Source organism: Bombella pluederhausensis, assembly GCF_026385525.1.
In the GTDB taxonomy this organism is placed as follows: domain Bacteria; phylum Pseudomonadota; class Alphaproteobacteria; order Acetobacterales; family Acetobacteraceae; genus Bombella; species Bombella pluederhausensis.
In genome coordinates this window covers 314322-339606 of the sequence record NZ_JANIDY010000001.1, presented here as the reverse complement: position 1 = coordinate 339606, position 25285 = coordinate 314322, and the positions used below count along the sequence as shown (strand labels likewise).

Sequence of the window (25285 nt, the reverse complement as noted above, 5' to 3'; positions counted from 1 at the left end):
GAGGCCATTGATGAAAGCCCGTCTGGCCGCTTTATCCTCATCATTCATCATCCGGTCCTTTCCTGAAGCTTCTGAAGAAGAAATTCACGCCCGATCTTCACCCGTGGGGCACCATCATAAGACACAATATCAGCCGTGGCATACGTTTCTGACCAGCGATCTGGCAGGAACGACCCTGTTCCCACAATGTCGATCGGAGCGGAAGCATCATGCATAGCCGTGCATTTGGAAATGCCAAAACCGGAAGACACGACAATCTTCACCTTCGGGAAGCCTGCTTCATCCAGCGCTTCCCGCATCCGCCAGATGGCGGCTGCCGAAACACCCGTCCCGACCAGATAGCGCAGTTCCTTCTCCGACCTGTAACGGCGGATGGTACCCGGCGTGTTCCGTTCCAGCACCTCGTAGGAACGCTGCGGGTCCAGCCCTTCAAGGAAGCGCCCGCCATGCGTGTCCAGCCGGACGCTCAGCTCTCCCGCAGCCGCCCGTTCGGGGAAACGGCGGCAGACTTCCAGCATGTCCGTCACTTCTCGCCCGAAATAATCCACCAGAACGGTCAGAGGCTCATCTGGGAAGCGTTCCACATACATTTCTGCCGCCCTTAAGGTAGAGCCTGCATAACCGATGAAGGCATGAGGCATGGTCCCCAGCCCGTGATCCTGCCCGAAGAAACGAGCCGTGGCATGATTGGCATTGCCAATGAACCCCACAGCCCCCTCCTTCTGCGCCGCCCGTGACCCCACGGCCGCAGCATAGGCCATCAGCTCCTGCATCTCGCCCCCTGCACAATGGCGGGCATCCATTGCCAGAAACGGCACTTTCGGCAGGGCAAGAGCCATCTGATAGGCATTATGTGCCGCCACACAGGCCGCACCCGTCTTCTGAAGCAGCAATGTCTCCAGCGGTGCCAGACTGACCAGCGAGCCCGTCAGATAGAAAAGCGGATCACCCGCCCCGACCCATGTGCCTTCAGGGTGCACTTCCGTGATCTCAACAGAGAACCCCTGATGACGGGCAACATTCTGCACCCATTGCAGGGCCAGCCCATACGCCGCCACAACCGGGCGACGCACGAACACAGCATAGGTCACCTGACAGTCACCGAACTGGCTGACGATATCCCGCATCCGTAGGAAATAGGCATCCGTACGGCCTTCAATCTGGGCCGTATCCAGAGCCTCCTTTGGCGTGCGGGCCTGCTCGATGACGTCTTTCCAGCGCATCATAATGTCTCCTCTAGCAGGACCGGGACGGGATGCTCTCAGCGGTTCCCGAAAATGCGCTTCAGCCTGTCGGAAAGCTGGAAGGCAATCTCAAGGGACTGCTCGGCATTCAGGCGGGGATCGCAGAAGGTCGTGTAACGGGTAGGCAGGTCCGCATCTGTCAGGCAGCGGGGGCCACCTGTGCATTCCGTCACGTCACTGCCGGTCATTTCCAGATGAATACCACCCGGTATCACACCAGCCTGCTCGAATACGTCAAGGAAGCCCATGATCTCATCCAGAACATGCTCAAAAGCACGGGTCTTATATTTGTTGGAGGAGGTCGTGGTATTGCCATGCATGGGGTCGCAGATCCATGTCACGGTCCGGCCTGTCTTGCGTACGGCATCCAGCAACGGCGGCAGGAGATCACGCACCTTGCTGTGACCCATACGGGAGATCAGGGTAATACGCCCTGCCTCATCATGCGGGTTGAGGATTTCCAGCAGCTTCTGAAGATCTTCAATAGTCGTGGTCGGGCCAACCTTGATCCCGATCGGGTTATCCACCCCACGCAGGAACTCCACATGCGCCCCTTCCGGCTGGCGGGTACGGTCACCAATCCAGAGGAAATGAGCGGACAGCCCATAATGCTGGCTCGTAGACTCATCCACACGGGTCAGAGCCTGCTCATACGGCAGCAGCAGAGCCTCATGAGAGGTATAGAACTCCACTTCGTCATATTGCGGAGCGTTATCTTCCAGACCACAGGCCTTCATGAAGGCCAGCGTCTCCTCCACCTGAGAGGCCAGCTGCTCATAACGCTCGCCCTGCGGGGAATTGCGGACATAATCCAGATTCCAGCGATGGACCTCATGCAGATTGGCAAAGCCACCCCGTGAATAGGCCCGCAGCAGGTTCAGCACACCAGCAGCCTGAAAATAGCCCATTTCCATACGGGCCGGGTCAGGTTTACGAGCCTCCGCCGTGAACTCAGGGCTGTTGACGTTATCACCACGATAGCAGGGCAGCACCACCCCATCCCGCTTCTCGACATCGGAAGAACGAGGCTTGGCATACTGCCCCGCCATACGTCCGATCTTCACGACTGGAACCTTGGCGGAGAAGGTCAGTACGGCAGCCATCTGCAACAGCACCCGGAATGTATCCCGGATGATGTCCCCGGTGAACTCGCCAAAACTCTCGGCACAGGGGCCACCCTGAAGCACAAAAGCCTCACCCCGGGAGGCTGCCGCCAGCCGTTCTTTCAGGCGGCGTGCCTCGCCCCCGAAAACGAGCGGCGGATAACGATGCAGACGCTCCTCCACGGCGGCCAGTGCGGCACTGTCCTCATAGCTCGGCGCCTGACGAATTGGCCGTGTACGCCAGCTAGCCGGTGACCATGAGGCCGTATTATGCCCGTCTGACTGCTGCATCTTGTTCTCCCTGCGGCGGCGGAGTAGCCCTGTCTCGCTCAGGGCCCTCCGAAGGTGGTTACATCTGTAAAATCAGTAACCAATTTTATGACTGAAATGCTTCTTAAATGGTAGGGTGAGCCGCAAATTATTCAATCTCTCCCCTTTCCAGCCATGCCCCCATGTCGGGGCTGCATCCCCGGCTCCACCATCTTTCTTACTGAAAAAGCTTGATCATCTCTCCCTGTAAAAGAGTATATGGAGGGAATGAAGCACCCTTAATCTATGCAGGAACATATCGCACATGGCTTCGCGCTTTTCTTTGTCTCTCAAGCGTCTGACAGCACTTACGGCAGCTCTGGGCCTTGTGGCCTCCGTTCCGGCCATCGCCCCTCACGCCATGGCCCAGACCGTTCGCTTCAGCACGCCCTATCAGGACAGCCCCACCAACAACACGCCATCCAAACACTCCTCTGGACAGGCTCAGAAAAGCACAACCACCAAGGGCGGGGAGCACTTTCATGCCACCGGGCACCGCCCGCCGCCGCCCGGCTATCAGGATGTTCCTTCTACCGAGTTTGAAAACGGCCCGGACCCGGACCATGAGGCTCACCTCAAATCCAACCGTGATGCTGTTACCGGAAGCAATCTTGGCAAGTTTGGTAGCTCCTATCAGGATACCAACCCGATTCAGGGTGGCCAGCTGGGTGATGCAACCGGCAATGGCTGGGTTGCCCCCCGTGGCAATGGTTTCTGAGCCAAGCTGATAAAGAACGGTTCATGTTTTCGAGAGGCCTCATTTTTCAATGAAGAATGGGGCCTTTCTTCTGGCCAAGAGGCCCATCACCCTTCGGCAAGCTGCCGCATGAGGGAAGCAGCCCTGTGTTCCCGAAGGAAAAAGTCCCGGCTGGTCTGATACTCAAAATGAATGATCCTGAGTGAGCCTATCCCGGCAGCCAGATCACGCCTGCGGGACAGATTGTGACAGGCATGAAAGGCATCCTCCAGACGGGACTGTTCCTGCATGAACTGCTGATGCGTCAGCGGGTCATCTTCCCGCCCCTGCTCCGTCAGATGAATAATATCCCGAACCATATGCTCTGCTGTTGCCAACGCACAGGCAGGCAGACGCCTCAGCGTGACAAGGTCCTTCACGGTTAGCAGATTGCGCCCGACCGTCATGACAGACAGCGTGCCACGAATCATACTATCAACTTCCGCCTGCGGAATCTGACCCGCAAAACGGATGACCTGCTCCATCCGCAAGGTTGTCTCATTCGTCCAGAGGCGTTGGGTCTGGGCACGGCCTTTCAGAGGTTCCTTCAGGCGCTGGATTTCCTTCACCAGCTGGCGCCGCAGCTGCGCCCATGCCTGCGTGACCGAAAACGGCAATACCGTGCGGAATACCTGAATCCCGCTCCATAAGGCCAGCAGCAACACAAGAGACTGGTTGAACCATGTGACTTCATCCACACGTCCCTGATTATCCAGCCCCAATATCCACGGAAAGAAATTAACGTAAGACGCCGCAATTCCTGAAAGAGCGGGCATCCGCAAAGCCAGCCCGCCCAGAAACATCAACACGGAAAAAGGCAGGGCAAAAACCGCATATTCCGAGCTCATGGGCATGACCAGAAAAACCGGAATGATGCTCGCCAGCACCGAACAGACAGCCCCATAGAAGAAATACTTACTGATGAGGATCATGTTGTTCATAATGGCAAAACGGGCGCAAACCACACTCAGCAGGCTCATATAAGCCCCACCATAGGACCACGCCGTCACCTCCCACACAAACGCCCCAATCAGTATGGCCACCGCTGCCCGTACGCCATTGATAGCCGCCAATCGCCCATCTGCCCTGCGCTTGATGCGATGACGTTCCGGGGCCGGAATCTTGCGTAAGCCCGCATAATGAGATTCCACTGCCGAGCGGAAATCAATGAGCATGATCTCCACCCCTACCCCAACAATACTCTGCTGAAGGGCGTCATCATCATTCCGAGGCAGGCAGCGCTCCAGCTCGTCATGATTTTTCTGGAGCATGGCCTCAAGCTGTCCTAACCCGGCCACAACCTGCGCCATATCCTGCCTGAGCAGAGCTGCAATATCATCCAGCTCCCCCGCCACCCGCTCCAGCCCCACGGCCAGCCGTTCCGGGATGTGAGGCGCAGAGGCCAGCCGGGACCGCACCCCCACGCCACGGGCCAGAACAAAAGACACACGCTCCAGCGTCACATAGGCCCGGTCTGCATCCTCGCCAGCATGGCGGGAATCAATACGGACGAATTCAAGCTGATCGTTGAACCCTTGGAGAGAGCCAAGAATCCGTGTCATATCGGCCACGCCCTGCTCATCCCGGCGGAGGACAAGCGCAAGGGCCGATGCCGTCTGGCTGAGCAAGGCGGCCATACGCTTCTGCAGGTCCGCACGAGCAGCACGGTCCGCTCCCGGCACGGCTACCATGCCCGCCACCATCTCGCAGACAACACCCAGCAGGATGTAAGACCCACGCGACATGGCAATGTAAAAAACCTGATCGGGCTGTTCAGCCGCCCCAACGGCGATAATGGCCCCGGTATAGCCTGCCAGCACCATGGCGTAGCCCCGGAAGTTCTCCAGCAGGCAGGCCATGCCCGTACACCAGCCGACCCAGCCCGCCAACAGAACGAAAAATATCCATGGATACTGGGGAGCCACGGCTATCAGACTCACCCCACCCACCATTCCCAGTAGCGTTCCAGCGATGCGCCAGCGCCCTTTGGAAAGACTCATTCCACGGGAGTTCTGCGCCACAATCCAGACTGTCATGGCGGCCCATTGAGGCGAACCCATTTCCATCCAGAACGCAATGGCTAATGCCACAAGCGAGGCGATGGTCGTCCGTAGGGAGAACAGGACGGCGCTCAGAGTGTTCGGCTGTAATTTAAGCCCGCTCATGCTCCGCCCTGTTCCCCTCCCTCATGTCAGTGACGGTCCACCATACGGGTGGGGGAGCGCATGGTAACAAACTCCTCCGCCGTGCTGGGATGCAGGGCCACGGTCTGGTCCAGCTGCTTTTTGGTCAGCTTTGCCGTCACGGCAATGGCCAGCATCTGGATGATCTCCGGTGCATCCGGCCCAACCATATGGGCCCCCAGCACCACATCGCTATGACGGTCCACAACCAGCTTCATCAGGACCTTACCTGCCCGTTTGGGCAATGTCTGACGCATGGGAGTGAACTGGGAGGTATAAATGACGAGATCATGATCCTTGGCGGCTTCTTCCTCACTCAGCCCCACAACACCTACCGGGGATGAGAAGAAGACCGCCTTCGGCAGGGTTTCAAAAGACCATGTACGTCCCTGTGGGTTGAAAAGCTGCTCGGCCAGCATGTGGCCTTCGGCAATGGCTGTAGGGGTCAGATTATACTGGTCCCGAATATCCCCAATGGCATAGATGGAGGGTATATTGGTCTTGCCATCTATCCCGGCCACAACGTGCCCTTTCTCCATGGTCACGCCCACAGCTTCAAGCCCCAGCGAATCCACAGCGGCACGGCGGCCCGTGGCCATAATGACGGCATCAACCTCGTAAGACTCTCCATCATCCATCACCAGACGGACAGCCTTGCCACCACCAATATCTTCCAGACGAACCGGCGTTGTCCCCGGATGCTGGGTAATGCCGTGCAGGTCGATCAGTTCCTTGAGATGGGCACGGACTTCTTCATCAAACCCACGCAGTGGCAGGGGCTGGCGATAGAACAGGTCCACCTGCGACCCCATGCCCGCCAGAATCCCGGCAAACTCCACCCCAATATAGCCACTGCCAATGATGGCGACCTTCTGGGGCCGTTCCGGCAGGTGGAACAACTCGTCAGAGGTGATGGCCAGCTCTGCCCCCGGGATATCCAGTCGCACCGGCGTGGACCCCGTTGCCAGCACAATCTTCTTCGCCCGAATACGCTGCACCGGCGCCTCCGGTGCCAGAACAGACGGGCCAATCTCCAGCGTGTTGGCATCCAGCAGTCTGGCATCGCCCGTATAGAGATCAATACCGGCCTTCTCCAGCATGGAAACATAAATGCCGTTCAGCCGCTCGATTTCCCGGTCCTTCGCAGCAAGGAAGCCGTACCAGTCGAAAGAAGACGGGCGCTGCACGTCCCAGCCAAATGCTGGCGCATCCTCAATCATCCGGCCCGTCTCGGCTGCATAGACCATCAACTTTTTAGGAACACAGCCAAGATTGACACAGGTTCCACCCCAGTGCCTGCGCTCGGCAATACCCACACGGGCACCATTCTGGGCAGCGATACGGGCACAGCGTACCCCGCCTGAACCCGCACCAATCACAAAGAGATCATAATCCTGCATAACGTCCCTTCCTGCCTGCCACCTCATCCACCAGAAGCAGCAGAGCCTGATCCTTATTCCATCTGATAGCAGAACGGGCAGGTTCAGAAGGCTTCAACGATGCGTGAGGGAGAGCATCCCCCTCACATCATCCGTCCATACCTCCCGAACCTGCCCGCCTCAGAGTCCTCTGATTTTAAGACCCGGACTTACCGCTCGGCAAAAGCCTTCTCGACCACATAAGAGCCCTGACGGCTCATATTGCCTTCCTCAAAGCCACGTTCTTCAAGGAGCTTCTGGGTATCAGCCAGCATCTCCGGAGAACCGCAGATCATGACACGGTCATGCTCGGGGTCCAGCTCATCAATGTTCAGGTCACGGAAGATACGCCCGTTATTGATGAGAGCCGTGATGCGCTCCTGCACGGGGAAGTCTTCACGGGTGACAGCCGGGTAGTATTTCAGCTTGGCGGCCACATCCTCACCAAGGAACTCATGCTTCGGCAGGATATTCGTGATGTAATCACGATAAGCCAGCTCACCACGCTCACGCACCGTATGAGTGAGAATCACATTCTCATAACGGTCATAAGCATCCGGGTCCTTTATGAGGCTCAGGAACGGAGCAAGACCTGTCCCGGTGGAGAGGAAATACAGGTTACGACCCGGCTTCAGATTATCCAGCAGCAGGGTTCCCACCGGCTTGCGGCCGATCAGCACCGTATCACCAACCTTGACGTGACGCAGACGGGAGGTCAGCGGACCATTCTCCACGGCGATGGACAGAAACTCCATCTGATCTTCATAGTTGGCGGAAGCCAGAGAGTAGGCACGCAGCAGCGGCTTACCTTCGACTTCAATCCCGATCATCGCAAACTGGCCGTTGGAAAAACGCAGGCCGGGGTCACGAGTCGTAGTGAAGCTGAAAAGGCGGTTCGTCCAATGATGGACCTGCTGGACCTTGGCCGGGTACAGATGGCCATACTCCTTTGTCGGCTCAGCAAGGCGGTACTGGCCCTCATGCCCTTCAAACGGGACAAGGCCGGTCAGCGGCTCATCAATCACGGGTGTGGGGGCGGATTCAGCGGGGTAAGGCGTGCTCATGATCCGTCTTCATCTCCAGAAAACACATTTGTTCAGTCAACAGGGTACGGCACCACCCGGAGACCGGGGACGCCGACCAGCATGTCCGACAACATGCCTTTCTTTTACCTGATTGTCACCAGAAACGGGACGCCCTCACCCCTTTTCTCTTGACTTCCCCACCCTACGCTCCTGAAAACACCTGCATGACAGACCGTTCCCAGCCTCACGACCCTTCTTCTCTCACCCCGTCCTCCCCTGCCGAGCGTGCGCTTGAGCAGGCTGAAGCCGCCTTTGGAGCTCACCTTGCCATCACCCCACGGGAGCGCGCCGCCCTGCTGCGACAGGTCGCCCGCCGCCTTGGAGCCGACAAGACGGAGATCAACGAGACAGAACTGCTTCATGCACTCTGTCAGGTCCGCCGCCGTGGCTGGGCCAATGGCATGATGAACCATGCCCACCGCAATGGCGATGTGTGGGTCCGCAAGGCAGATGTTCTACTGGCTGCCGAACGCATCAACGACCCTCTGATTGATGAAGCCGGTCAGACTGCCGTGCTGGAAAGTGTGCTGGAAGAACGCTGGCGGGAGATGGCCGATACCCCCCTGCGTGTTCTGGATGACATGCGGGCCGATCTGGCCGATGTCGGTACCTTCCTCTCCGGCACGCAGATTGAACGGCTCTCCCACAGCATCGCCCGAGCCTTTGGCGGCGTTGACCTTGGCTTCGAGGATGAAATGATCCTTGAGGAAGAACGCCGGGCACGGGAGCAGGAAGACATCCGGGCCAAGGCCGAGGCCCGCCGAGCACGGGAACTTCAGAAGATCAAGGACTGGGAAGCCACCCTTGTCGGCTTCGAGAAAGTCCCGGCCCTGCTGCACTGTTCCCGCCGGGAAGCCCTGCGCTGGATTGCTGAAAACCGCCTTCCCATCGCCAAAAGGGACACGCAGCCGGACGGGCTGGAAATTTTCTATTTCGACCCCGCCGAACTGAAAAAATGCCGCCCCCTGCTCAATAGCTGGCGGCGTGGCTCGGGGCAGAAAAGCGATGATGGCTATGATGACAGCCCGCAGGCCCGCAAGGGCAATGCCGCTATTGCCCGTGTAGCCGCACTGGACCGCTTCGCCGCCCATTTCCGTACCGCCCGTGCGCTGAAGCGCCGCATCACGCTCGTGACCGGCCCGACCAATTCCGGCAAGTCCCACACAGCACTGGAAGCCCTCGCTCAGGCAGAAAGCGGGCTAGCCCTCGCCCCGCTGCGCCTGCTGGCCCATGAGTTTCGGGAAGCCATGCTCAGCCGGGGCGTTCCAGCCTCCCTGACAACCGGGGAAGAACGCATCATCGACCCCACGGCCCGCCATCTTGCCGCCACGGTGGAGATGTGCCCCTTCAACAACCCTGTTGACGTGGCCATCATTGATGAAGCCCAGATGCTCAGCGACCCGGACCGGGGAGCAGCATGGACAGCCGCCATCATGGGCGTTCCGGCACGGCATGTCTTCATCCTCGGGGCAGCGGACTGCATCCCGCTCGTCAAGCGCATTGCCGAACTCTGCAATGACCCGGTGGATGAGATCCATCTGGAACGTAAAAGTCCCCTCCGCCCCGCTGGAACACTGGCCCTGACAGACCTGCGGGCCGGTGATGCCCTCATCGCCTTTTCCCGGCGGGATGTGCTGGACCTCCGGGCCGAGCTGATGGCCCATAACCGCCGTGTTGCCGTCATTTACGGTGCCCTCAGCCCGGAAGTGCGCCGTGCCGAAGCCGCCCGCTTCAATAGGGGTGATGCGGATATCCTCATCGCCACCGATGCCATCGGCATGGGCCTCAACCTCTCCATCCGCCGGGTGGTGTTCAGCACGCTCCGCAAATATGACGGACGGCAGACACGCAATCTTGTCTCACAGGAAGTCAAACAGATCGGTGGCCGTGCGGGCCGCTTCGGCAAGCATGAGGAAGGGCTGGTCTGTGTGCTGGAAGGCGCAGGCCGTCCCAGCTTCATCCGCCACATGCTGGATGCCCCGCCGGAACCCACGCTGGAGCTCCGCCCGCTCGTCCAGCCGGATGCCGACATCGTGCAGGCCGTGGCGCAGGAAATGGAATCAGACAGCCTGTACGGTGTGCTGACCCGCATCAAGCGGGCCGTCCTCCGCCCGGATGACCCGAATTACCGTCTGGCCGACATGGAGCAGGCGCTGGAAATTGCCGCAGCACTGGAAGGTGTGGATGGGCTGGACCTCTCCACCCGCTGGACCTACGCCATGTGCCCGATCAACACACGGGACAACGGCATCCCCCGCCTTGTAGAGTGGGCCGCCCTCCATGCCCGTGGGCAGCGCATCTTCCCACCCGGTACGGGCCGCCTCCCCGCCGCTGCCACCGCCGGACGTGAGGAGCTGGAACGGGCTGAGAAACGCCATCGCCGCCTCGTCACATGGCGGTGGCTGGCCATGCGCTTCCCGGAGAACTACCCGGAACTCATCGTTGCCGAACGGAACGCTGCCATTCTGGATGAATGGATCGAGCAAGTTCTCCGCACACAGAGCCGGATGCGTGAATCCTCCCGTCGCCATCAAGGCCGCCGGAGTGGCCCTTCCAGACCGCCGGAAAGCCATAGCCGCCACAAAGCACCACATGGTAAAAAAGCCGGTGGCTTCGGGAAGAAGAAGCCACACGGCAAGCGCAAAAAAGACTAACCCGGCATAGAAAAACGGGCGTGCCCTGCAAAAGGCACGCCCGTTTCTGTCTCAGATCAGCCCGTCAGCCTTAGCGGCTGGGAATGGTAACCATAGCACCCTTAGCCGTTGCCGTTTCTGCAATGGCATGGATGAACTGAAGCATGGAGAAAGCCAGCTTACTGGCCAGATCGTCCTTGGCGATCCAGTACCATGAACCTTCATATTCAACGGCGGTATAAGCCTGCTCATTGCTCGGCTTGTCCGGCGTGCAATGAATGATGATGGCAGGCTGAGGCTCATTCGGGCCACGCACTACGGAAGGCGCTGTCACCCCCTTATCCACCATCTTCTTGGGCACTTCCATCGTGCTGGCAACATCTTCCCAGATCGACAGCATGGACCGTGTCACCATCGCCACCTGGCCGGGGTGATCCGGCGTACGACCATAAATGACTTCAGCCTGCTCACTCCCCGCCGGAAGCTGCAAGGCCTGACGTACCTGATCCTGCAACTCATTAATCTCGGACGAGCTACTATGCGGCAAAAGGATGAATGTCCGTTCCGGCTGGGCTGGAGCGGTCTTTGTGGCAGGAGTCGGCGCAATACTGCGAATGCTCAGCGCATTACCTGCCTGTAGCTTACGCAAGGCCCGCAGCAGATAGGTAAAGCGGATGGAAGCCTGCTTGCCTTCCGTCCCGGCAATCGTACTGGTCGTGTTGCTGGCCGGACCGATAGACTGCATCGTCATCTGCAACAGCGTATCAACCGGCAGACCGCTGGAGATCAGAGGCAGGAGCGTCTGCGGAGAAATGGGCCGCAGGATGTTGACCGAGAACTGCACACCAGAGACAGGCTGATAGGTCACGGTCGGGCTGTCGCTGTAAGAATAACCCAACGAGCCACCAAGCGTACCACCTGCCCCGTGAATCCACGGCGTACCGCTGATATTGGCGCTGGTACTGGTCTCTGCTGTATAAGCAGAGATGATCTGTGTCGTCTCGATCAATGTTGGTGACAGAGAGTAACGGAGCTGCACAATATTAAAGAGCATCTCCTGATTCTGCTGCCGGCTCATTTCTTTTTCATAATCAAGCCGGTCACGCCGCATATTATGCGGCCCCACCGATGACGAACAGGAGGTCAGTGCCAACGTGCCGATGGCAAATACACACCCCAGAGAGCGTAACAATGTCATGATATATCCTGAAGACTGAAACACGACCGAGCCTCTGAAGCCCATCATGCATACGTTATCTTCTTCGAAATACCATGCCGCATCTCGGTCTGACCAGAGCAGCACACAAAAGAAAATCCGGCTATTGCCGTATTAACGGCCTCATTGCCTTATGGAGCCCCGAAGGGCTCCTTCAGGAAAGACCGTCAGCCTCCATCATGCAGGGCGGATGACCTCCAGCCCCCCCATGTAAGGACGCAGAGCCTCTGGCACGATGATGCTGCCGTCTTCCTGCTGATAAACTTCCATCAGCGCAATCATGACACGCCCGACAGCCAAACCAGACCCGTTAAGCGTATGGACGAAGACAGTCGTCTTCTCCTTACGCATCCGTGCATTCATGCGGCGGGCCTGAAAATCCTTTGTATTGGAGCAGGAAGACACTTCACGCCATGCCTGCTGCCCCGGCAGCCATGCTTCCAGATCGTACGTCTTCGCAGCACCGAAACCCGTATCACCAGCGCAGAGCAGCACCCGGCGAAAAGGCAGACCCAGCCGCTCCAGCACCGTCTCTGCCGCACGGGTCATGCGCTCATGCTCGGCTTCGCTTTCCTCCGGGGCCACGACAGACACAAGCTCGCATTTGGTAAACTGATGCTGACGGAGCATCCCCCGCACATCCCGCCCAGCCGACCCGGCCTCGGACCGGAAGCAGGTGGAAAGAGTCGTCATGCGGCGGGGCAGGCTTTCAGCGGACAGGATATCACCCATTACGGAGGCCGTCAGCGGCACTTCACCAGTGGGAATGAGCCAGCGGTCATCATCCGTATGGAAAGAATCCTCCGCAAATTTCGGCAGCTTGTCCGTACCATACATGGCGGCATCATTAACCAGCAGCGGGACGGTCACTTCCTCATAGCCGAACTCGCCCGTATGAGTGTCCAGCATGAACTGGCCCAGCGCCCGCTCCAGACGGGCCAGAACACCCCGCAGCATCACAAAGCGGGAGCCTGCGATCTTGCCCGCAGACGCAAAATCCATCAGCCCCAGCGCTTCACCAAGCTCGAAATGCTGTTTCGCCTCAAAAGAGAAAGACGGCACCTCACCACGCTGATGCACGACCACATTGTCGTTCTCATCCTTGCCATCTGGCACGCTGGCATCAAGCTGGTTCGGCAGGCGCTGAAGCACATCATCAATGCGCTTCTGAATCTCATTGGCACGTGCTTCCAAAGTGGCGATCTGGTCACGCAGGGCAGCACCACGGGCCTCAATCTCGGTCGTGTCCTCACCCTTGCGCTTGGCCTGACCAATCTCCTTGGCCAGCCCTTTCCTCTGCCCCTGTGCCTCCTGCAATTCAGCCAGAGCCGCACGGCGCTGCTCATCCTCTTTCACGAGGGATTCAGCCACGGCAGGCAGATGACGGCGTGCCAGAGCGGCATCAAAAGCGGCAGGGTCTGCACGTAGGGCTTTGAGGTCATGCATGGGTCAGAATACTCCGCTTGGTCTCAGAAATTATTGAGGTCTGTCTATACCAGTTTTAGCCGCCGGGAAATGGCCGCTTCAGGCTGCATCTCCGTGGTCGGGCAGGGTCTCGTCATCGTCATCTGCCGTGATGGGTTTCGGCTCGACCATACGGGCGGCGAGAATGGAAATCTCGTACAGACCGACCAGCGGAATGGCCAGACCCAGCATGGTGATGGCATCTGGCGGTGCAATGACAGCCGCAACAGCAAAGGCCCCAACATAGGCATACCGGCGGATGCGCCGCAGCAGGGCCGTACCCACAAGCCCCGCCCGCACCAGAAGGGTCAGCACCACGGGCAGCTCGAAACAGATGCCAAACGCCATGATCATCTTGGTGACGAGATTCAGATATTCCGAAACACGGGCCTGAAGCTCGATGCCCATCTGGTTTTCCCCGCCCATCTGCTGGAAGGACAGGAAGAACTTCCATGCAAAAGGAAAGACCAGATAATAGGCCAGTGCCGCCCCGGCCAGAAACAGAAGCGGCGTGGCAATGAGAAACGGCGCAAAGGCTTTCTTCTCATTCCGATACAGGCCCGGCGCAATGAATATCCATGCCTGAATGGCCATCATGGGGAAGGACAGAAAGAACGCCCCGAACACGGCCACCCGCACATAGGTGAAGAAGGCTTCATACAAAGCCGTGTAAATCAGATGGGGCTGCTCGCCCTTCTGCCGCATGATGCTCGCCAGCGGGGCCGCCAGAAAGCGATATATCTCGCCCGAAAAATGATAGCAGAGCAGAAACGCCACCACGAACGTGGCCAATGACCAGATGATCCGCTTCCGCAATTCGATCAGATGATCCAGCAGCGGCATGGGCGTATCGCCCGCCACATTCTGCCCCTGCGTCCGGGCTGCTTCCGCCCCCACCGTCTGATGAGAAGGCACCTCAGGCAATATCGGTGCCACAGGGGCCTCTCCTGTCCGTGCCGTCTCGCCGGATGTTTCAGGCTGAACCATGCTGCGGTTCTCCTTTCATGCTCTCAGAAGACGGGGCCGCTGATAGAATGGCAGCACGACGGCCATTATGCAGGGCAATTTCCGGCGGAAGAAATGCCGGACGGTGCCAATAACGGGCTTCCTCAATCAGCCGCAAGGCTGTCGTAGGCGGAAGCAAAGCCGGTGCCCGCTCCAGCGCCTCGGCTTGGGCCTGCATCCGGGCATTATGAGGCTGAGCATAGGAGCGAGGGCGGTTCAGCTCCTCACTCCCCGGTGCGGGTGGTGGTGGTGGCGGAGGTGGTGGCGGTGCCACGGGCATACCCTCCTGCCGCCCGAACTCCATCTGCTTCTCCATCGACCGATCCGGGTCAATAGCCTTACGGAGCTGCTCCCGTGGGCTGAATTGCCTGATCTCCCGCAGATGGTCCCTTGCCTCGCTGAGATCCGCCTCTTTGACCATCTCATCAAGATGATGCTGAAACTCTGCCCCCATCCGGCGAATGGCCTTTATAGCCTTGGAGAGCGTCCGCATTGCCACGGGCAGGTCCTTGGGGCCGATGCAGACAAGAGCAACGACCACCAGAAGGGCAATTTCTGTCCAGCTTAGGTCGAACATTGGCGGCCATCTCCCATCATGCAGGCTGTATGGTGTCTTCTAGCCCAGTTGCCTCATCATCGGAAGAAGACTCAAAGAGCAATTCCTCTCTGCGGGGCAGGTCCGCAAGGCTTGCAAGGCCAAACAAACGCAGAAACTGCGATGTCGTCCCCCAAAGCACAGGGCGGCCCGGAACTTCCTTACGCCCCTTGGGGGTAATCAGCCCTTCTTCCAGCAATGTATCAAGAATGCTCTGCCCCAGCCGGACGCCACGGATCGTCTCAATCTCCACACGAGTACAGGGCTGATGATAGGCCACAATAGCCAGTGCCTCCAGCGTGCCCTGGCTCAGACGCCGGGGCCGTTCGATCACCCGTGCCAGTGCAGGACCGAACATGGCCCTCGTCCGCAACTGCCAGCCGCCGGAAATGGCCTGAAGCTCCACCGCATGGCCTCTGTAACGCTCGGCCACGCCATCCAGCACCGCACCCGGGTCATCAGCCTGAGCCTCCAGCCCCTGCTCCCGCAGAAGCCCCACGATGCTGCTGGCTGTCACAGGCCCGGCACTGGCGAAAAGAAGGGCTTCCACAAGGCTGACAGCACGGGCAAACGCATCTTCTCCGACCATATCAGGCGGGATTTCCTGCAAGGTTGGCCCTGTCTCACTCATGTCCGGTTTCCTCCCTTTCCCGCCACTCAATGTCCCCGAAGGCACTTTCCTGCCGCAGTTCCAACTGCCCACCACGAGCCATTTCCAGTCCGGCCATCAAGGCGCCAGCCAAAGCCGCACGTCTCTCGATCACGCTGCTTTCAGTCAGCTCCGGCAGAACGTCTTTCAGGGACTGCCAGCCTGCCACACGCCTGCGCCCCAAGAGACGGGCCAGAGCCGAACGGGCCTGCTGAGCACTCCAATAGCGTGTGACACGGGGCGAATAAGTTCGTTTACGCCCTTCCCGGCGTCTTGCTGCCAAATAGGCCAGAACCAGAGCAGGCACATCACCCTTCAACGGGGCCATCTCAATGCGTGTATGATTTTCAGGTTCAGGGCGGGCAAACACATCCCGGCCCAGCCGTGGCTGTTCCTCCAGCCATGCTGCGGCACGATGCATCTGCTCCAGATCAATCAGCCGTTCATGCAGCTGCCCTGCGGCATCTTCTGCTTCATCATCCTGATCAACAGATGGGAGAAGAAGACGAGACTTCAGCCATGCCAACCATGCTGCCATGACCAGCCAGTCCGCTGCAATCTCCAGCCGCAGAGCCTCCGCCCCCTGCCGGGCACGCTCCACGACCTCCAAATACTGCTCGCTCAGCTGAAGGATAGATATCTGCTGGAGGTCCACCTTCTGGGACCGGGCAAGGTCCAACAGAAGGTCGAGTGGGCCTTCAAACCCCTCCAGCACGAGATGCAATGCGTTACTCACAGGCTGCTGTCATCCGCTGTCAGTTTGCCGCCACCGCACAGGCCTGCGCCTGCGCATGAAGCTGAACACAAAGCTGACGGGCCGCTGCTCTATCCGCAAAGCCACCAACACGCAGCCGGATGAAAGTCTTCCCATCCCGCTCCACCTTCCGATAGACAGGCTCGTAACCGCCCAAAAGATCAGGCAGCTTGCGGCGCAGACGCCCCCATTCCTGACGAGCCTGTTCTTCATTCGCAAGGGCAGCAAGCTGCACCTCGTAGCGCCCGGTCTCGCTGGCCTTTTTATGCGGCTCCTCTGGTGGCGTTACGGCCTTACGCGCTTCAGCACGGCGACTTTCCACGGCAGGAGCCGGGGGCGGAAGCGGACTGAGATGCGGGTCCGCAGGCGGCGGAAGCGTGTGGGTACGGCTTTTCTTTTCCTTCTTCACCTTCCCCGGCTCGTCATCCCCTTCATCCTGACTCTTGCGTGCTGGAGCGGGCTGCTCCTCTACATCCTCTGGCTGCACCTTTTTCCGGGCAGGCTCTGCCTTTGCGGCAGGCTTTTCATCCACATCATCGGCAGTGTCATCATCCGCTGGGGGTACTTTCTTCGCATCACGCCGCTTGCCGGACTCATCAGGCAGCTCTGTCTCGGTGACATCATCCGCTTTCTGGTCAGGCAGAACAACGCCACTTCCAGCGGGTACAGAACTGGTTCCATCCGGCACTGCATTCTCTGGTTTGCTTTCGGCAGGTTTGGCTCCAGCAGTGCCCTCCCCTGCGCCTGCAGCTTCAGACCCAGCAGAAACAGCCTGAGGTGCGGGAGAGGCAGCAGGTGCGGCTGCCGTTCCACTACTGGAAGCTGAAGGCTCGTGCTTCATTCTACCTGCCAGAAGGCTGACATCCGGCTGTTCTGGCGGCGGTGCCAGATGCACCGATCCACGGCCTGTCACGTCACTCTTGGTCGTGTCATCCCCCATGACCATCATGCCACCCGGATCAGCCGGGCGGTCCTTCACGGGGTAAGGTGGTGGCCCGATGACAGGAATACCGGATGGATGATGTGTCACCATCCAGCTCCATACACCGCCCACCACGAGCAGCAGGGCAGCCCCTGCCACCCCTAGCAGCATCAGCCCTCGTGTGCCGGACTGCGATCCCATGAACGAGGAGAGGAAATGCGCCCTCCCCCCATATCGGTCTCCCTCACGCTCTGCCATCCGGCCGAGGGGCCTGCGGCCTTCCCCGCCCAGACGCTCATCAGCATGAGGTGGCGACAGGTTGCTGTCATGGTAATCGTCCGGCATGGACATGGCTTAGCGCAGCTCCTCTACGGCCTCGACACCGAGGATACCAAGGCCGATCCGCAATGTTGAGGCAATGGCGGCCACAAGGGCAAGCCGTGCCTTGCTGGCTTCCGGTGCATCATCCTGAATGAAGCGCAGGCTGGTTTCCTCACGCCCACGGTTCCAGAGGGCATGGAAGTCGGAGGCCAGATCAATACAGTATGTGGCAATACGATGCGGCTCCCGTGCAAGGGCGGCGGCTTCAATCTGCCGTGGCAGATTGGCAATGCGGCGCAGAACAGCCAGCTCCTCATCGGCTGTCAGGATGGACAGGTCCTGTCCGGCGAGGGCTTCTTCCGTCACGGCGGCGGCACCATAGGTTTCCTCCCCAAGCCGCAGAACAGAGCGGCAGCGGGCGTGAGCATAATTGACGTAGAAGACCGGATTATCACGGGTCTGCGCCACGACAGCATTCAGGTCGAACTCCATCTGCGCATCGGCCTTGCGGGTCAGCATGGTGAAGCGCACAGCATCCCGGCCTACTTCATCAATCAGGTCCCGCAGCGTGACGAAGGTTCCGGCCCGCTTGGACATGCGTACCGGCTCGCCATCCTTCACCACACGGACGATCTGGCACATGACGGCTTCAAAATCCGTCTTCCCTTCCGTCAGGGCAGCAACGGCGGCACGCATACGGGAGACATACCCGCCATGATCAGCCCCCAGAACGTCAATCAGCAGGTCAGACCGGGAGGCTTTGCGGGCGTGATAGCCAACATCATTGGCGAAGTAAGTGTTGGAGCCATCGGACTTCCGCAGCGCACGGTCCTGATCGTCCCCGAACTCGGTGGAACGGAACAGCGTCTGCGGGCGGGCTTCCCAGTCTTCCAGCTTCTTGCCTTTAGGCGGCTCCAGCACGCCTTCATAAAGCAGGCCACGCTTCTCAAGGCTGGCGATGGCGGCATCCACCTCACCGCTTTTCAGCACCTCGGCTTCGCTGCTGAAAATCTCATGATGAATGCCCAGTGCGGCGAGGTCATCACGGATCATGCCCATCATATGCTCAAGGGCTTCGGCACGGACGGTCTCGAACCATGTGCTTTCCGGGGCCACGCCACCCTCAGCAGAAGCAAGGGAGCGGCCATGCTTCTTCTCCAGCGCCTGCCCGACAGCGATGAGATACTCACCCTGATATTGCAGGCCACTCGGTGCCAGCTCCCCGAATTCCTCAGCCGGAATGTCCGTGCCGATGGCCTGAAGATACCGCCAATATGCCGCCCATGTCAGCGCAATGACCTGCGCCCCGGCATCATTGACGTAATATTCCCGTGTGACCTTGAAACCAGCGGCATCCAGCAGGTTTGCCAGCGCATCACCCACAACGGCCCCACGGCAATGGCCGACATGCATCGGGCCTGTCGGGTTGGCAGACACATATTCCACATTGGCACGCCGCCCTGCCCCAAGGGTAGACCGCCCATAGGCAGCACCACGCTTCAGCACAGCTTTGGCGATATCATGGAACAGGGCTGGCTTCAGCGTCATATTCACAAAGCCCGGACCAGCCATTTCCACATGGACAATTTCCGGCAGGGTAGCGAGCTCAGCGACCAGCTCCTTGGCAATCTCGAACGGCTTGCGCTTTGCAGGCTTGGCAGCCAGAAGGGCGGCGTTGGTGGCCATGTCCCCATGGGCAGCATCACGGGGCGGCGTGACTTCCACCCGGCCTGCAACATCATCAGGCAGGTCAGGCAGAACAGCCTTGAGGGCTGTCACCACCTTCTCCCGCATAATGGTGAAAAGACAATCCGGGGATGATGCTGTCGGGGCAATGCCTGCCATATTCTGTAACTTTCTTCTCAAACCTGTCAGAAGCCCTGTAAGGCTATAATCGACTGCGGAACAGGCGCACATTATGCTGCCTGTCACTCCTGCTGCGCCCCACTATAAAAGCCGCCGCTTCTTTTTGAAACAGTCCAGAAGGCACTCCCTGCCCTCTTACCCCAGAACGGACAGGTCCATCAGGCGGCGATGTTCCTCCATGGCGAAACGGTCCGTCATGCCAGCAATGTAATCCGCCACGACACGGCGGGCTGCCTGCTCATTGCCTGCCCGCCGCCGTTCCAGTGCCATTTCCTGCCATGGGGTCGGCAGCAATTCTGGCTCGTCCCCCAGAATGACGCATATTTCAGCCAGAGCGATACGGGCCTTGCGGGTCATCCGCCGGACACGCCAGTGACGGTACATCCGTGCATGGAGAAACTTGCGAATTTCCTTGTTCCGCTCTGCCATTTCCGGGGAAAACTCCACCATGGCACGGCCTGCATGGCGCACATCATCAACGCTCTGCGGATTCAAGGCTTCCAGATTACGGCGGCTCTGAGCGATCAGGTCACTCACCAGCCGATTAATGACCCGCCGCACCGTTTCATGCCGGATGCGCTGGTCACGATCAAAGGCGCCATGTCCGGACCAGTCCAGAGATCGAGCTTCATCCAGACAGGCTTTCAGAAGGGGAACAGCCTCGATATCCTCAAAATGCAGCAGACCAGCACGAAGGCCATCATCAAGATCATGCCCGTGATAGGCGACATCATCGCAGATGGCGGCAATCTGGGCCTCAACGGAGGCATGACAGTCCAGCTCCATCGGGTAGCGCTGGTCAAAACTGGCCAGCCACGGTGCAGGACGCCGGACAGGCCCGTGATGCTTGGCCAGCCCTTCCAGCGTCTCCCATGTCAGGTTGAGGCCGTTGAAGCCGTGATAGCGGGCCTCAATCTCCGTCACCTGCCGCAGGGACTGGATATTGTGGTCGAAGCCGCCCCAGTCCTTCATGGCCTCCTGCATGGCGTCCTCGCCCGCATGGCCGAAAGGCGTGTGACCGAGATCATGCGCCAGAGCGATGACTTCCGTCAGGTCCTCATTGACGCCCAGCGTCCGGGCGATGGAGCGGGAAATCTGGGCAACTTCCAGCGAATGGGTCAGACGCGTACGGAAGAAATCACCCTCATGATTGAGGAAGACCTGCGTCTTGTACTGCAACTGCCGGAACCCGGAAGAATGCAGCACACGGTCCCGGTCCCGCTGCCACGGCGTGCGGGTCTGACTTTCCTCCTCAACGAACTGCCGCCCACGGGCATTCTGACGCTGTACTGCGTATCTGGCCATTTCCATCGTCCGTCCCCATATCCATGTGGGCCGCATGAAGCATACAGCCTTTCGGGTTTTGATTCTTGGCGGCCAGCTTTATAGTGTCAACAGCATCCTCACCATTTCGGCCGCAATGGTGGGCGAATTCATGATGATTATGGAGAGAGTTTTCCATGGCCGATTTCGACATTTCAGCGGCAGCAGCAACCCGCATTGCAGAGATCATCAGCCAGCAGGATGAGCCGGGCAACATGGCCCTGCGTGTCTCCGTCCTCGCTGGAGGGTGCAATGGGTTCCAGTATCAGTTCAAACTGGTGCGGGAAAAGCAGGATGATGACCATCTGATAGAAAAAGACGGTGCCCGTGTCTTCATCGACCCTGTGAGCTTTGACCTACTGGAAGGGGCAGAACTGGATTTTGTCGATAAGCTGATGGGGGCGCATTTTACCGTCAACAATCCCAATGCCGCCTCATCCTGCGGGTGTGGCAGCAGCTTTTCACTTGCCTGATCTTTTCTTTCTTCCGGAGACCCTGCACCCCATGTCCCTGACCTTTGCCAGCTGGAACATCAACTCCATCCGCACCCGTGCTCATCTGGTAAAGGACTGGCTCGACCGTAACCCGAACTGCACCCTGCTGTGCCTTCAGGAGATCAAATGTGAGACGGAAAAGTTCCCGAATCTTTTTGAGGAAGCCGGGTTTCATGTCGCCGTGGCAGGGCAGAAAACCTATAACGGCGTGGCGCTCATCAGCCGTGTGCCCCTGACCGTCACGGCCAATCACCTTCCCGGTTTTGAGAGTGATGAGGCCCGTTACATTGAGGCCGAAATTGAAGGCGTCACCATTGGCAATCTCTACCTGCCAAATGGCAATTCAGGTGGTGAAGCGGGGTTTGCCAAAAAGCTGAACTTCTTTGACGCCCTGCATCAGCGCTCCCTGAATTTGCAGAAAGAAGAACGGTCCTTTGCCTTCATCGGGGACTATAATGTCTGCCCGACTGATGAGGATTACGCCCCCAAGGCGCTTTCTCCCGATGATGCGCTGCTCCGCCCGGAAAGCCGTGCAGGCTTCCGCCGCCTTCTCTGGTCCGGCCTGACGGATGCGTTGCGTTGCCTGCACCCTACGGGGCAGCATTACACCTTCTGGGACTATCAGGCAGGAGCCTATCAGCGCAATTCCGGCCTGCGAATTGACCACGCCCTACTCTCCCCCCGCCTCGCTGATCGGCTGACTAGCTTCATCATCGACAAGGATGAGCGGGGCCGGGAAAGGCCGTCTGACCATGTGCCGGTGGTGGTCACTCTTTCCTAAGACTGCGTTTTACCATCTGCCGAAACAAGGCTTCAGCCTGCTCATGCACGCCCGTATCCGGTTTCGGCAATGTAGTGGCCTCGGCACGGGCGAACTCGGCTTCAATGAGGTCATTCACGGCGGGAATGGCGGGACCGCTCTGCTGTTCCCGGCTTCTGGATTTCAGATGCAGAAGCTCCCGGATGGGTTCCAGCACGGAAGCCGAAAGGTCGCAGCCCTGACAGAGGACCTGAAAATTCATGGGGGGCTGACCATTTTCATGCAGGCGCATCCAGCGCAGGGCCATGGCAGGGCGCAGCGCATAGAACAGCCGTTTGTACCGAGTACTGCCATCGTCATTCACGGCCCGTTTCCAACTGTTCCGCCCCAGATTCAGATAATGCTGCTGGCAGCTTAATCCGGCCTCAATCTGACGGGCGAAAGCGGCCAATTCGTCAGCTTCGGGCCGCCATAAGTAACGCACCGGGCTGACCAGCCATTCCAGAAAGGTGGGGTTTGGTTTGGTCAGCAGATTCAGGGCCTTGCGCACATCCCAGCCATTCACGTCCAGATCATCGGAGATGGGCAGTTCAATCACATCCCGGCCGGGTTTCAGGGAGAGATACCAGTCCAGACGGTGGCGATAGACAAAGCGGACATCATAATCGCTGTCTGGTGATGGAAAGCCCCACGCACGGCTTCCGCTCTCCACAGCGAACAGAATGTCCACGTCATGATCCTGCTCAATCTGACGCAGGCTGGCCATCACTTCATCCCGCACCTCTGGCGCAATGGCCGGTACATAATCCGGCATGATTTCATCAAAACTCATCCGCTAACGGCCCCCTGCTGATCCTTCCCCAAGACTGCGCCAGATCGGCTGGGGAGAAAACAGCTTGATTTTAAAACTTATTTTAATGTTAAAATTGATTTTAAGAATCACTCTCAAGAAATAGGCTTCATGCGTACAACCCTCCGCCCCCTGCTCACCTGCTCCACTCTTGCCCTCTGCGCCTCCACACCCGGCTGGGCCGAAACGGACCCGATACCCTCCACGGCAGCCATCTCATCACCCGCTCCTGACGACCAGAAACACACCAGAAAACACACAAAGAGAACAAAGAAAAAACAGCCTTCACCCCACAAACCAAAGCAGGAGCTGATCCATGTCTATGGCAATGGCCGGGTCAGCTATGGCGCTGAAGAAAGCAGTATCGGGGACAAGACGGGCGTTGCTTTCCTCCAGCAGACACAGACGGCCAATGTCGTCACCCATCAGACGATCAAGGACATGGACCCTCAGACCATGGAGGACATCGCCAAATATGTTCCCGGCATCACGATCGGCAACAGCTTTGGCGGGACGCAGGACAGCCTGCTGAAACGGGGCTTCGGCGGGCCTGATGACGGGTCCATTCTGCGGGATGGCGTGCGTATGCCCATTGGCCGTAACTTCACCACAGCCACGACCGAACGGGTCGAAGTGCTGAAAGGCCCTGCCTCGCTGTTCTACGGAATGCAGGAACCGGGTGGCGTCATCAACATCATCACCAAGCAGCCCCGCAAGGACTGGGCAGCTTCCTTCAACAGCTCATGGGCTTCACTGGGCGGAGGTTCCGGAACGCTGGATGTGGGCGGCCCTCTCACAACCAACAAGGAGCTGACCTTCCGCCTGATTGGAAACCTCAAGAATGAAAATTACTGGCGCAATTTCGGAGCCAACAAGGACAAGATCGTAGCCCCGAGCCTGCGTTATGAACATCAGCGCCTCAAGCTGGACCTCTCCTACCAGTGGGAGGACTATCACAACGTGCTGGACCGTGGGGCCTTCTTCTATAACGGCAAGCCGATCAGTGGCCGCAGGGACCGGCTGGATGAACACTGGACGGCTGATTACGGTACACGCCATCTTCTGGCAGGTGCCGCAGAATACCGGCTGACACAGCATGACCGCATACGCCTCACCAGCGGCTGGAATGCGGACAGATATCACGACCGACAGGCAGACCCACGGGACTATAACCCAACCACGGGTATCCTTCGCCGCCGCTTCCGCAGCAATACGGGCACGACCCGTGCAAACAGCTATGTGGCGCTGGATGTCATTTCTGAACACAGGCTGCTCGGCATGACGCACAAAATCGCCATAGGGGGCGATTACGAGAACCGGCGCATCACGCAGGGAAGCTTCCTGACGGGCAGCACCTATGGCGGGTTCCGCCCCTCAGACCCCGTTTATGGCCTGCTCCCCATGTCGGGCGTGGATGATAAAAGCCTCGGCTACTATCATACCCGCATCAATAGTGCGTCCTTCTATTTCAAGGACAATATCCATATCGGCCATGGCATCACCATTTCACCGGGTGTGCGGTACCAGTGGTTCCATTATTCCTATGGCGGTGGGGAACCGTTCGTTAAAGCTACGGATTCCTCCTATGCCAAGCCGCTCCCTTTCATCGGGGTTGTCTATCAGCCCGCCAAACATGTCTCGTTCTTCTGGGATTATTCCCAGTCCTACAACCCCAACCAGATATCCCCCGGTACAGTGCTCACCAGCGGGTACAAGCCCACAAGCGGACGGCAGTTTGAAGTCGGTGCCCGGTACCAGAAGGGCTTCCTGACAGCAGATGTCGCCCTGTACAATATTCACAAAAAGAACATCCAGCAGACTGACGGGCAGACCGAGACCGGAGCCCTGCGGCAGCGTCTCTCCGGTCTGGCCGGTTCCAAAGGTGTGGAAGCGGAAATCAATGGCCGCCTCACCCGCCACTGGAACATCATCACCAATTACGCCTACACCTACGCCCGCACCATGAAGGATATTCCCGCCACACAAGGGAAGCTGCTCACCAACGTGGCCCGTCATACAGGCGGCGGGTATCTGACATATCAGACTAATCTGCCATGGCATCGCTCCAGCCTGCGCTTTGGTGCAGGAGCACGCTATGTCGGGCGGCGGCCCGGTGATGCCCGTAACAGCTTCTGGCTACCCGGCTATGCCACAGTGGACCTCTTTGCCGCATGGAAGATCCGGCAAATTTATGGCCATACGGCCAGCGTGCAGCTCAATGCCGACAATATCGCCAACAAGGCCTATTTCATCTCCAGTTCAGGAGCGAATACCCGTGTCTCATGGGGACAGGGGCGCACCATCCGGGTCAGTGTTGGCATAGCCCTGTAAGGCAGCAGATATGAAAAAGGCCGG

The 25285-nt window shown here is 58.8% G+C and carries 20 protein-coding genes; 5 read left to right on the top strand and 15 right to left on the bottom strand.

Annotated elements, in window-relative coordinates:
- Positions 1-47: 47 nt before the first annotated feature.
- Positions 48-1226 carry a beta/alpha barrel domain-containing protein gene (locus NQF86_RS01480; protein WP_407652834.1) on the bottom strand — a complete coding sequence of 393 codons (1179 nt, stop codon included), beginning with the start codon at positions 1224-1226 and terminating at the stop codon, positions 48-50.
- A 35-nt stretch (positions 1227-1261) separates the two neighbouring features.
- Positions 1262-2638, bottom strand: coding sequence for a class II 3-deoxy-7-phosphoheptulonate synthase (locus NQF86_RS01475; protein WP_266115845.1), 1377 nt, complete (start codon positions 2636-2638; stop codon positions 1262-1264).
- Between the two features lie 283 nt (positions 2639-2921).
- On the opposite strand from NQF86_RS01475, the gene NQF86_RS01470 reads away from it, so the two are divergent.
- Complete coding sequence (locus NQF86_RS01470; RefSeq protein ID WP_266115844.1) at positions 2922-3374, top strand: hypothetical protein; 453 nt, start codon at positions 2922-2924, stop codon at positions 3372-3374.
- A gap of 86 nt (positions 3375-3460) precedes the next feature.
- On the opposite strand, the gene NQF86_RS01465 is transcribed toward NQF86_RS01470, so the two are convergent.
- From NQF86_RS01465 to NQF86_RS01455, 3 genes are all read right to left on the bottom strand, one after another.
- The gene (locus NQF86_RS01465; protein ID WP_266115843.1) at positions 3461-5557 is read right to left on the bottom strand and encodes an FUSC family protein; all 2097 of its coding nucleotides are present in this window, start codon (positions 5555-5557) and stop codon (positions 3461-3463) included.
- A gap of 26 nt (positions 5558-5583) precedes the next feature.
- Complete coding sequence (gene gorA, locus NQF86_RS01460; protein ID WP_266115842.1) at positions 5584-6975, bottom strand: glutathione-disulfide reductase; 1392 nt, start codon at positions 6973-6975, stop codon at positions 5584-5586.
- Between the two features lie 188 nt (positions 6976-7163).
- On the bottom strand, positions 7164-8057 hold the full coding sequence (locus NQF86_RS01455) for a ferredoxin--NADP reductase (RefSeq protein WP_043560751.1): 894 nt from the start codon (positions 8055-8057) through the stop codon (positions 7164-7166).
- Positions 8058-8242: 185 nt separating this feature from the next.
- Here NQF86_RS01455 and NQF86_RS01450 point away from each other — a divergent pair, with 185 nt between their 5' ends.
- Positions 8243-10732 (top strand): helicase-related protein, encoded by a 2490-nt coding sequence (locus NQF86_RS01450; protein WP_266115841.1) that lies wholly within the window; start codon positions 8243-8245, stop codon positions 10730-10732.
- Positions 10733-10802: 70 nt separating this feature from the next.
- Here the strand turns inward: NQF86_RS01450 and NQF86_RS01445 are convergent, their stop codons facing one another.
- The 9 genes from NQF86_RS01445 to NQF86_RS01405 all read right to left on the bottom strand — a co-directional run bounded on the left by NQF86_RS01445 (position 10803) and on the right by NQF86_RS01405 (position 20814).
- On the bottom strand, positions 10803-11909 hold the full coding sequence (locus tag NQF86_RS01445) for a hypothetical protein (RefSeq protein ID WP_266115840.1): 1107 nt from the start codon (positions 11907-11909) through the stop codon (positions 10803-10805).
- Between the two features lie 195 nt (positions 11910-12104).
- The gene (gene serS / locus NQF86_RS01440; RefSeq protein ID WP_266115839.1) at positions 12105-13373 is read right to left on the bottom strand and encodes a serine--tRNA ligase; all 1269 of its coding nucleotides are present in this window, start codon (positions 13371-13373) and stop codon (positions 12105-12107) included.
- A 78-nt stretch (positions 13374-13451) separates the two neighbouring features.
- Complete coding sequence (tatC, locus tag NQF86_RS01435) at positions 13452-14234, bottom strand: twin-arginine translocase subunit TatC (protein WP_266116426.1); 783 nt, start codon at positions 14232-14234, stop codon at positions 13452-13454.
- A gap of 130 nt (positions 14235-14364) precedes the next feature.
- A complete protein-coding gene (tatB, locus tag NQF86_RS01430; protein ID WP_266115838.1) occupies positions 14365-14973 on the bottom strand; it encodes a Sec-independent protein translocase protein TatB in 609 nt (202 codons plus the stop codon).
- A gap of 16 nt (positions 14974-14989) precedes the next feature.
- Positions 14990-15622: an SMC-Scp complex subunit ScpB gene (gene scpB, locus NQF86_RS01425; RefSeq protein ID WP_266115837.1), complete on the bottom strand. Its 633-nt coding sequence runs from the start codon at positions 15620-15622 to the stop codon at positions 14990-14992.
- A complete protein-coding gene (locus NQF86_RS01420; RefSeq protein ID WP_266115836.1) occupies positions 15615-16376 on the bottom strand; it encodes a segregation and condensation protein A in 762 nt (253 codons plus the stop codon). The genes scpB and NQF86_RS01420 overlap by 8 nt, the downstream gene beginning before the upstream one ends.
- A 19-nt stretch (positions 16377-16395) precedes the next feature.
- Positions 16396-17667 (bottom strand): SPOR domain-containing protein, encoded by a 1272-nt coding sequence (locus NQF86_RS01415; RefSeq protein ID WP_266115835.1) that lies wholly within the window; start codon positions 17665-17667, stop codon positions 16396-16398.
- Positions 17668-17670: 3 nt separating this feature from the next.
- A complete protein-coding gene (argS, locus tag NQF86_RS01410; RefSeq protein ID WP_407652833.1) occupies positions 17671-19482 on the bottom strand; it encodes an arginine--tRNA ligase in 1812 nt (603 codons plus the stop codon).
- A 156-nt stretch (positions 19483-19638) separates the two neighbouring features.
- Positions 19639-20814 (bottom strand): deoxyguanosinetriphosphate triphosphohydrolase, encoded by a 1176-nt coding sequence (locus NQF86_RS01405; RefSeq protein ID WP_266116424.1) that lies wholly within the window; start codon positions 20812-20814, stop codon positions 19639-19641.
- Positions 20815-20963: 149 nt separating this feature from the next.
- Here NQF86_RS01405 and erpA point away from each other — a divergent pair, with 149 nt between their 5' ends.
- On the top strand, positions 20964-21299 hold the full coding sequence (gene erpA, locus NQF86_RS01400; protein WP_266115834.1) for an iron-sulfur cluster insertion protein ErpA: 336 nt from the start codon (positions 20964-20966) through the stop codon (positions 21297-21299).
- Between the two features lie 31 nt (positions 21300-21330).
- The gene (xth, locus tag NQF86_RS01395; protein WP_266116423.1) at positions 21331-22101 is read left to right on the top strand and encodes an exodeoxyribonuclease III; all 771 of its coding nucleotides are present in this window, start codon (positions 21331-21333) and stop codon (positions 22099-22101) included.
- Here xth and NQF86_RS01390 read toward each other — a convergent pair.
- Positions 22088-22912: a nucleotidyltransferase domain-containing protein gene (locus tag NQF86_RS01390; RefSeq protein ID WP_266115833.1), complete on the bottom strand. Its 825-nt coding sequence runs from the start codon at positions 22910-22912 to the stop codon at positions 22088-22090. The genes xth and NQF86_RS01390 overlap by 14 nt on opposite strands.
- 129 nt (positions 22913-23041) lie before the next feature.
- On the opposite strand from NQF86_RS01390, the gene NQF86_RS01385 reads away from it, so the two are divergent.
- A complete protein-coding gene (locus tag NQF86_RS01385; protein ID WP_266115832.1) occupies positions 23042-25261 on the top strand; it encodes a TonB-dependent receptor in 2220 nt (739 codons plus the stop codon).
- Positions 25262-25285 lie beyond the last annotated feature (24 nt).

What these genes read in the sequence shown, in the direction of transcription:
- tatB (WP_266115838.1), bottom strand. Translation starts at nt 14,973, where the DNA reads ATGTTCGACCTAAGCTGGACAGAAATTGCCCTTCTGGTGGTCGTTGCT.
- gorA (WP_266115842.1), bottom strand. Translation starts at nt 6,975, where the DNA reads ATGCAGGATTATGATCTCTTTGTGATTGGTGCGGGTTCAGGCGGGGTA.
- NQF86_RS01390 (WP_266115833.1), bottom strand. Translation starts at nt 22,912, where the DNA reads ATGAGTTTTGATGAAATCATGCCGGATTATGTACCGGCCATTGCGCCA.
- NQF86_RS01385 (WP_266115832.1), top strand. Translation starts at nt 23,042, where the DNA reads ATGCGTACAACCCTCCGCCCCCTGCTCACCTGCTCCACTCTTGCCCTC.
- erpA (WP_266115834.1), top strand. Translation starts at nt 20,964, where the DNA reads ATGGCCGATTTCGACATTTCAGCGGCAGCAGCAACCCGCATTGCAGAG.
- xth (WP_266116423.1), top strand. Translation starts at nt 21,331, where the DNA reads ATGTCCCTGACCTTTGCCAGCTGGAACATCAACTCCATCCGCACCCGT.
- NQF86_RS01445 (WP_266115840.1), bottom strand. Translation starts at nt 11,909, where the DNA reads ATGACATTGTTACGCTCTCTGGGGTGTGTATTTGCCATCGGCACGTTG.
- NQF86_RS01415 (WP_266115835.1), bottom strand. Translation starts at nt 17,667, where the DNA reads ATGTCCATGCCGGACGATTACCATGACAGCAACCTGTCGCCACCTCAT.
- NQF86_RS01465 (WP_266115843.1), bottom strand. Translation starts at nt 5,557, where the DNA reads ATGAGCGGGCTTAAATTACAGCCGAACACTCTGAGCGCCGTCCTGTTC.
- NQF86_RS01470 (WP_266115844.1), top strand. Translation starts at nt 2,922, where the DNA reads ATGGCTTCGCGCTTTTCTTTGTCTCTCAAGCGTCTGACAGCACTTACG.
- NQF86_RS01405 (WP_266116424.1), bottom strand. Translation starts at nt 20,814, where the DNA reads ATGGAAATGGCCAGATACGCAGTACAGCGTCAGAATGCCCGTGGGCGG.
- NQF86_RS01455 (WP_043560751.1), bottom strand. Translation starts at nt 8,057, where the DNA reads ATGAGCACGCCTTACCCCGCTGAATCCGCCCCCACACCCGTGATTGAT.
- NQF86_RS01450 (WP_266115841.1), top strand. Translation starts at nt 8,243, where the DNA reads ATGACAGACCGTTCCCAGCCTCACGACCCTTCTTCTCTCACCCCGTCC.
- argS (WP_407652833.1), bottom strand. Translation starts at nt 19,482, where the DNA reads ATGGCAGGCATTGCCCCGACAGCATCATCCCCGGATTGTCTTTTCACC.
- scpB (WP_266115837.1), bottom strand. Translation starts at nt 15,622, where the DNA reads ATGAGTGAGACAGGGCCAACCTTGCAGGAAATCCCGCCTGATATGGTC.
- tatC (WP_266116426.1), bottom strand. Translation starts at nt 14,234, where the DNA reads ATGCCGCTGCTGGATCATCTGATCGAATTGCGGAAGCGGATCATCTGG.
- NQF86_RS01480 (WP_407652834.1), bottom strand. Translation starts at nt 1,226, where the DNA reads ATGATGCGCTGGAAAGACGTCATCGAGCAGGCCCGCACGCCAAAGGAG.
- serS (WP_266115839.1), bottom strand. Translation starts at nt 13,373, where the DNA reads ATGCATGACCTCAAAGCCCTACGTGCAGACCCTGCCGCTTTTGATGCC.
- NQF86_RS01475 (WP_266115845.1), bottom strand. Translation starts at nt 2,638, where the DNA reads ATGCAGCAGTCAGACGGGCATAATACGGCCTCATGGTCACCGGCTAGC.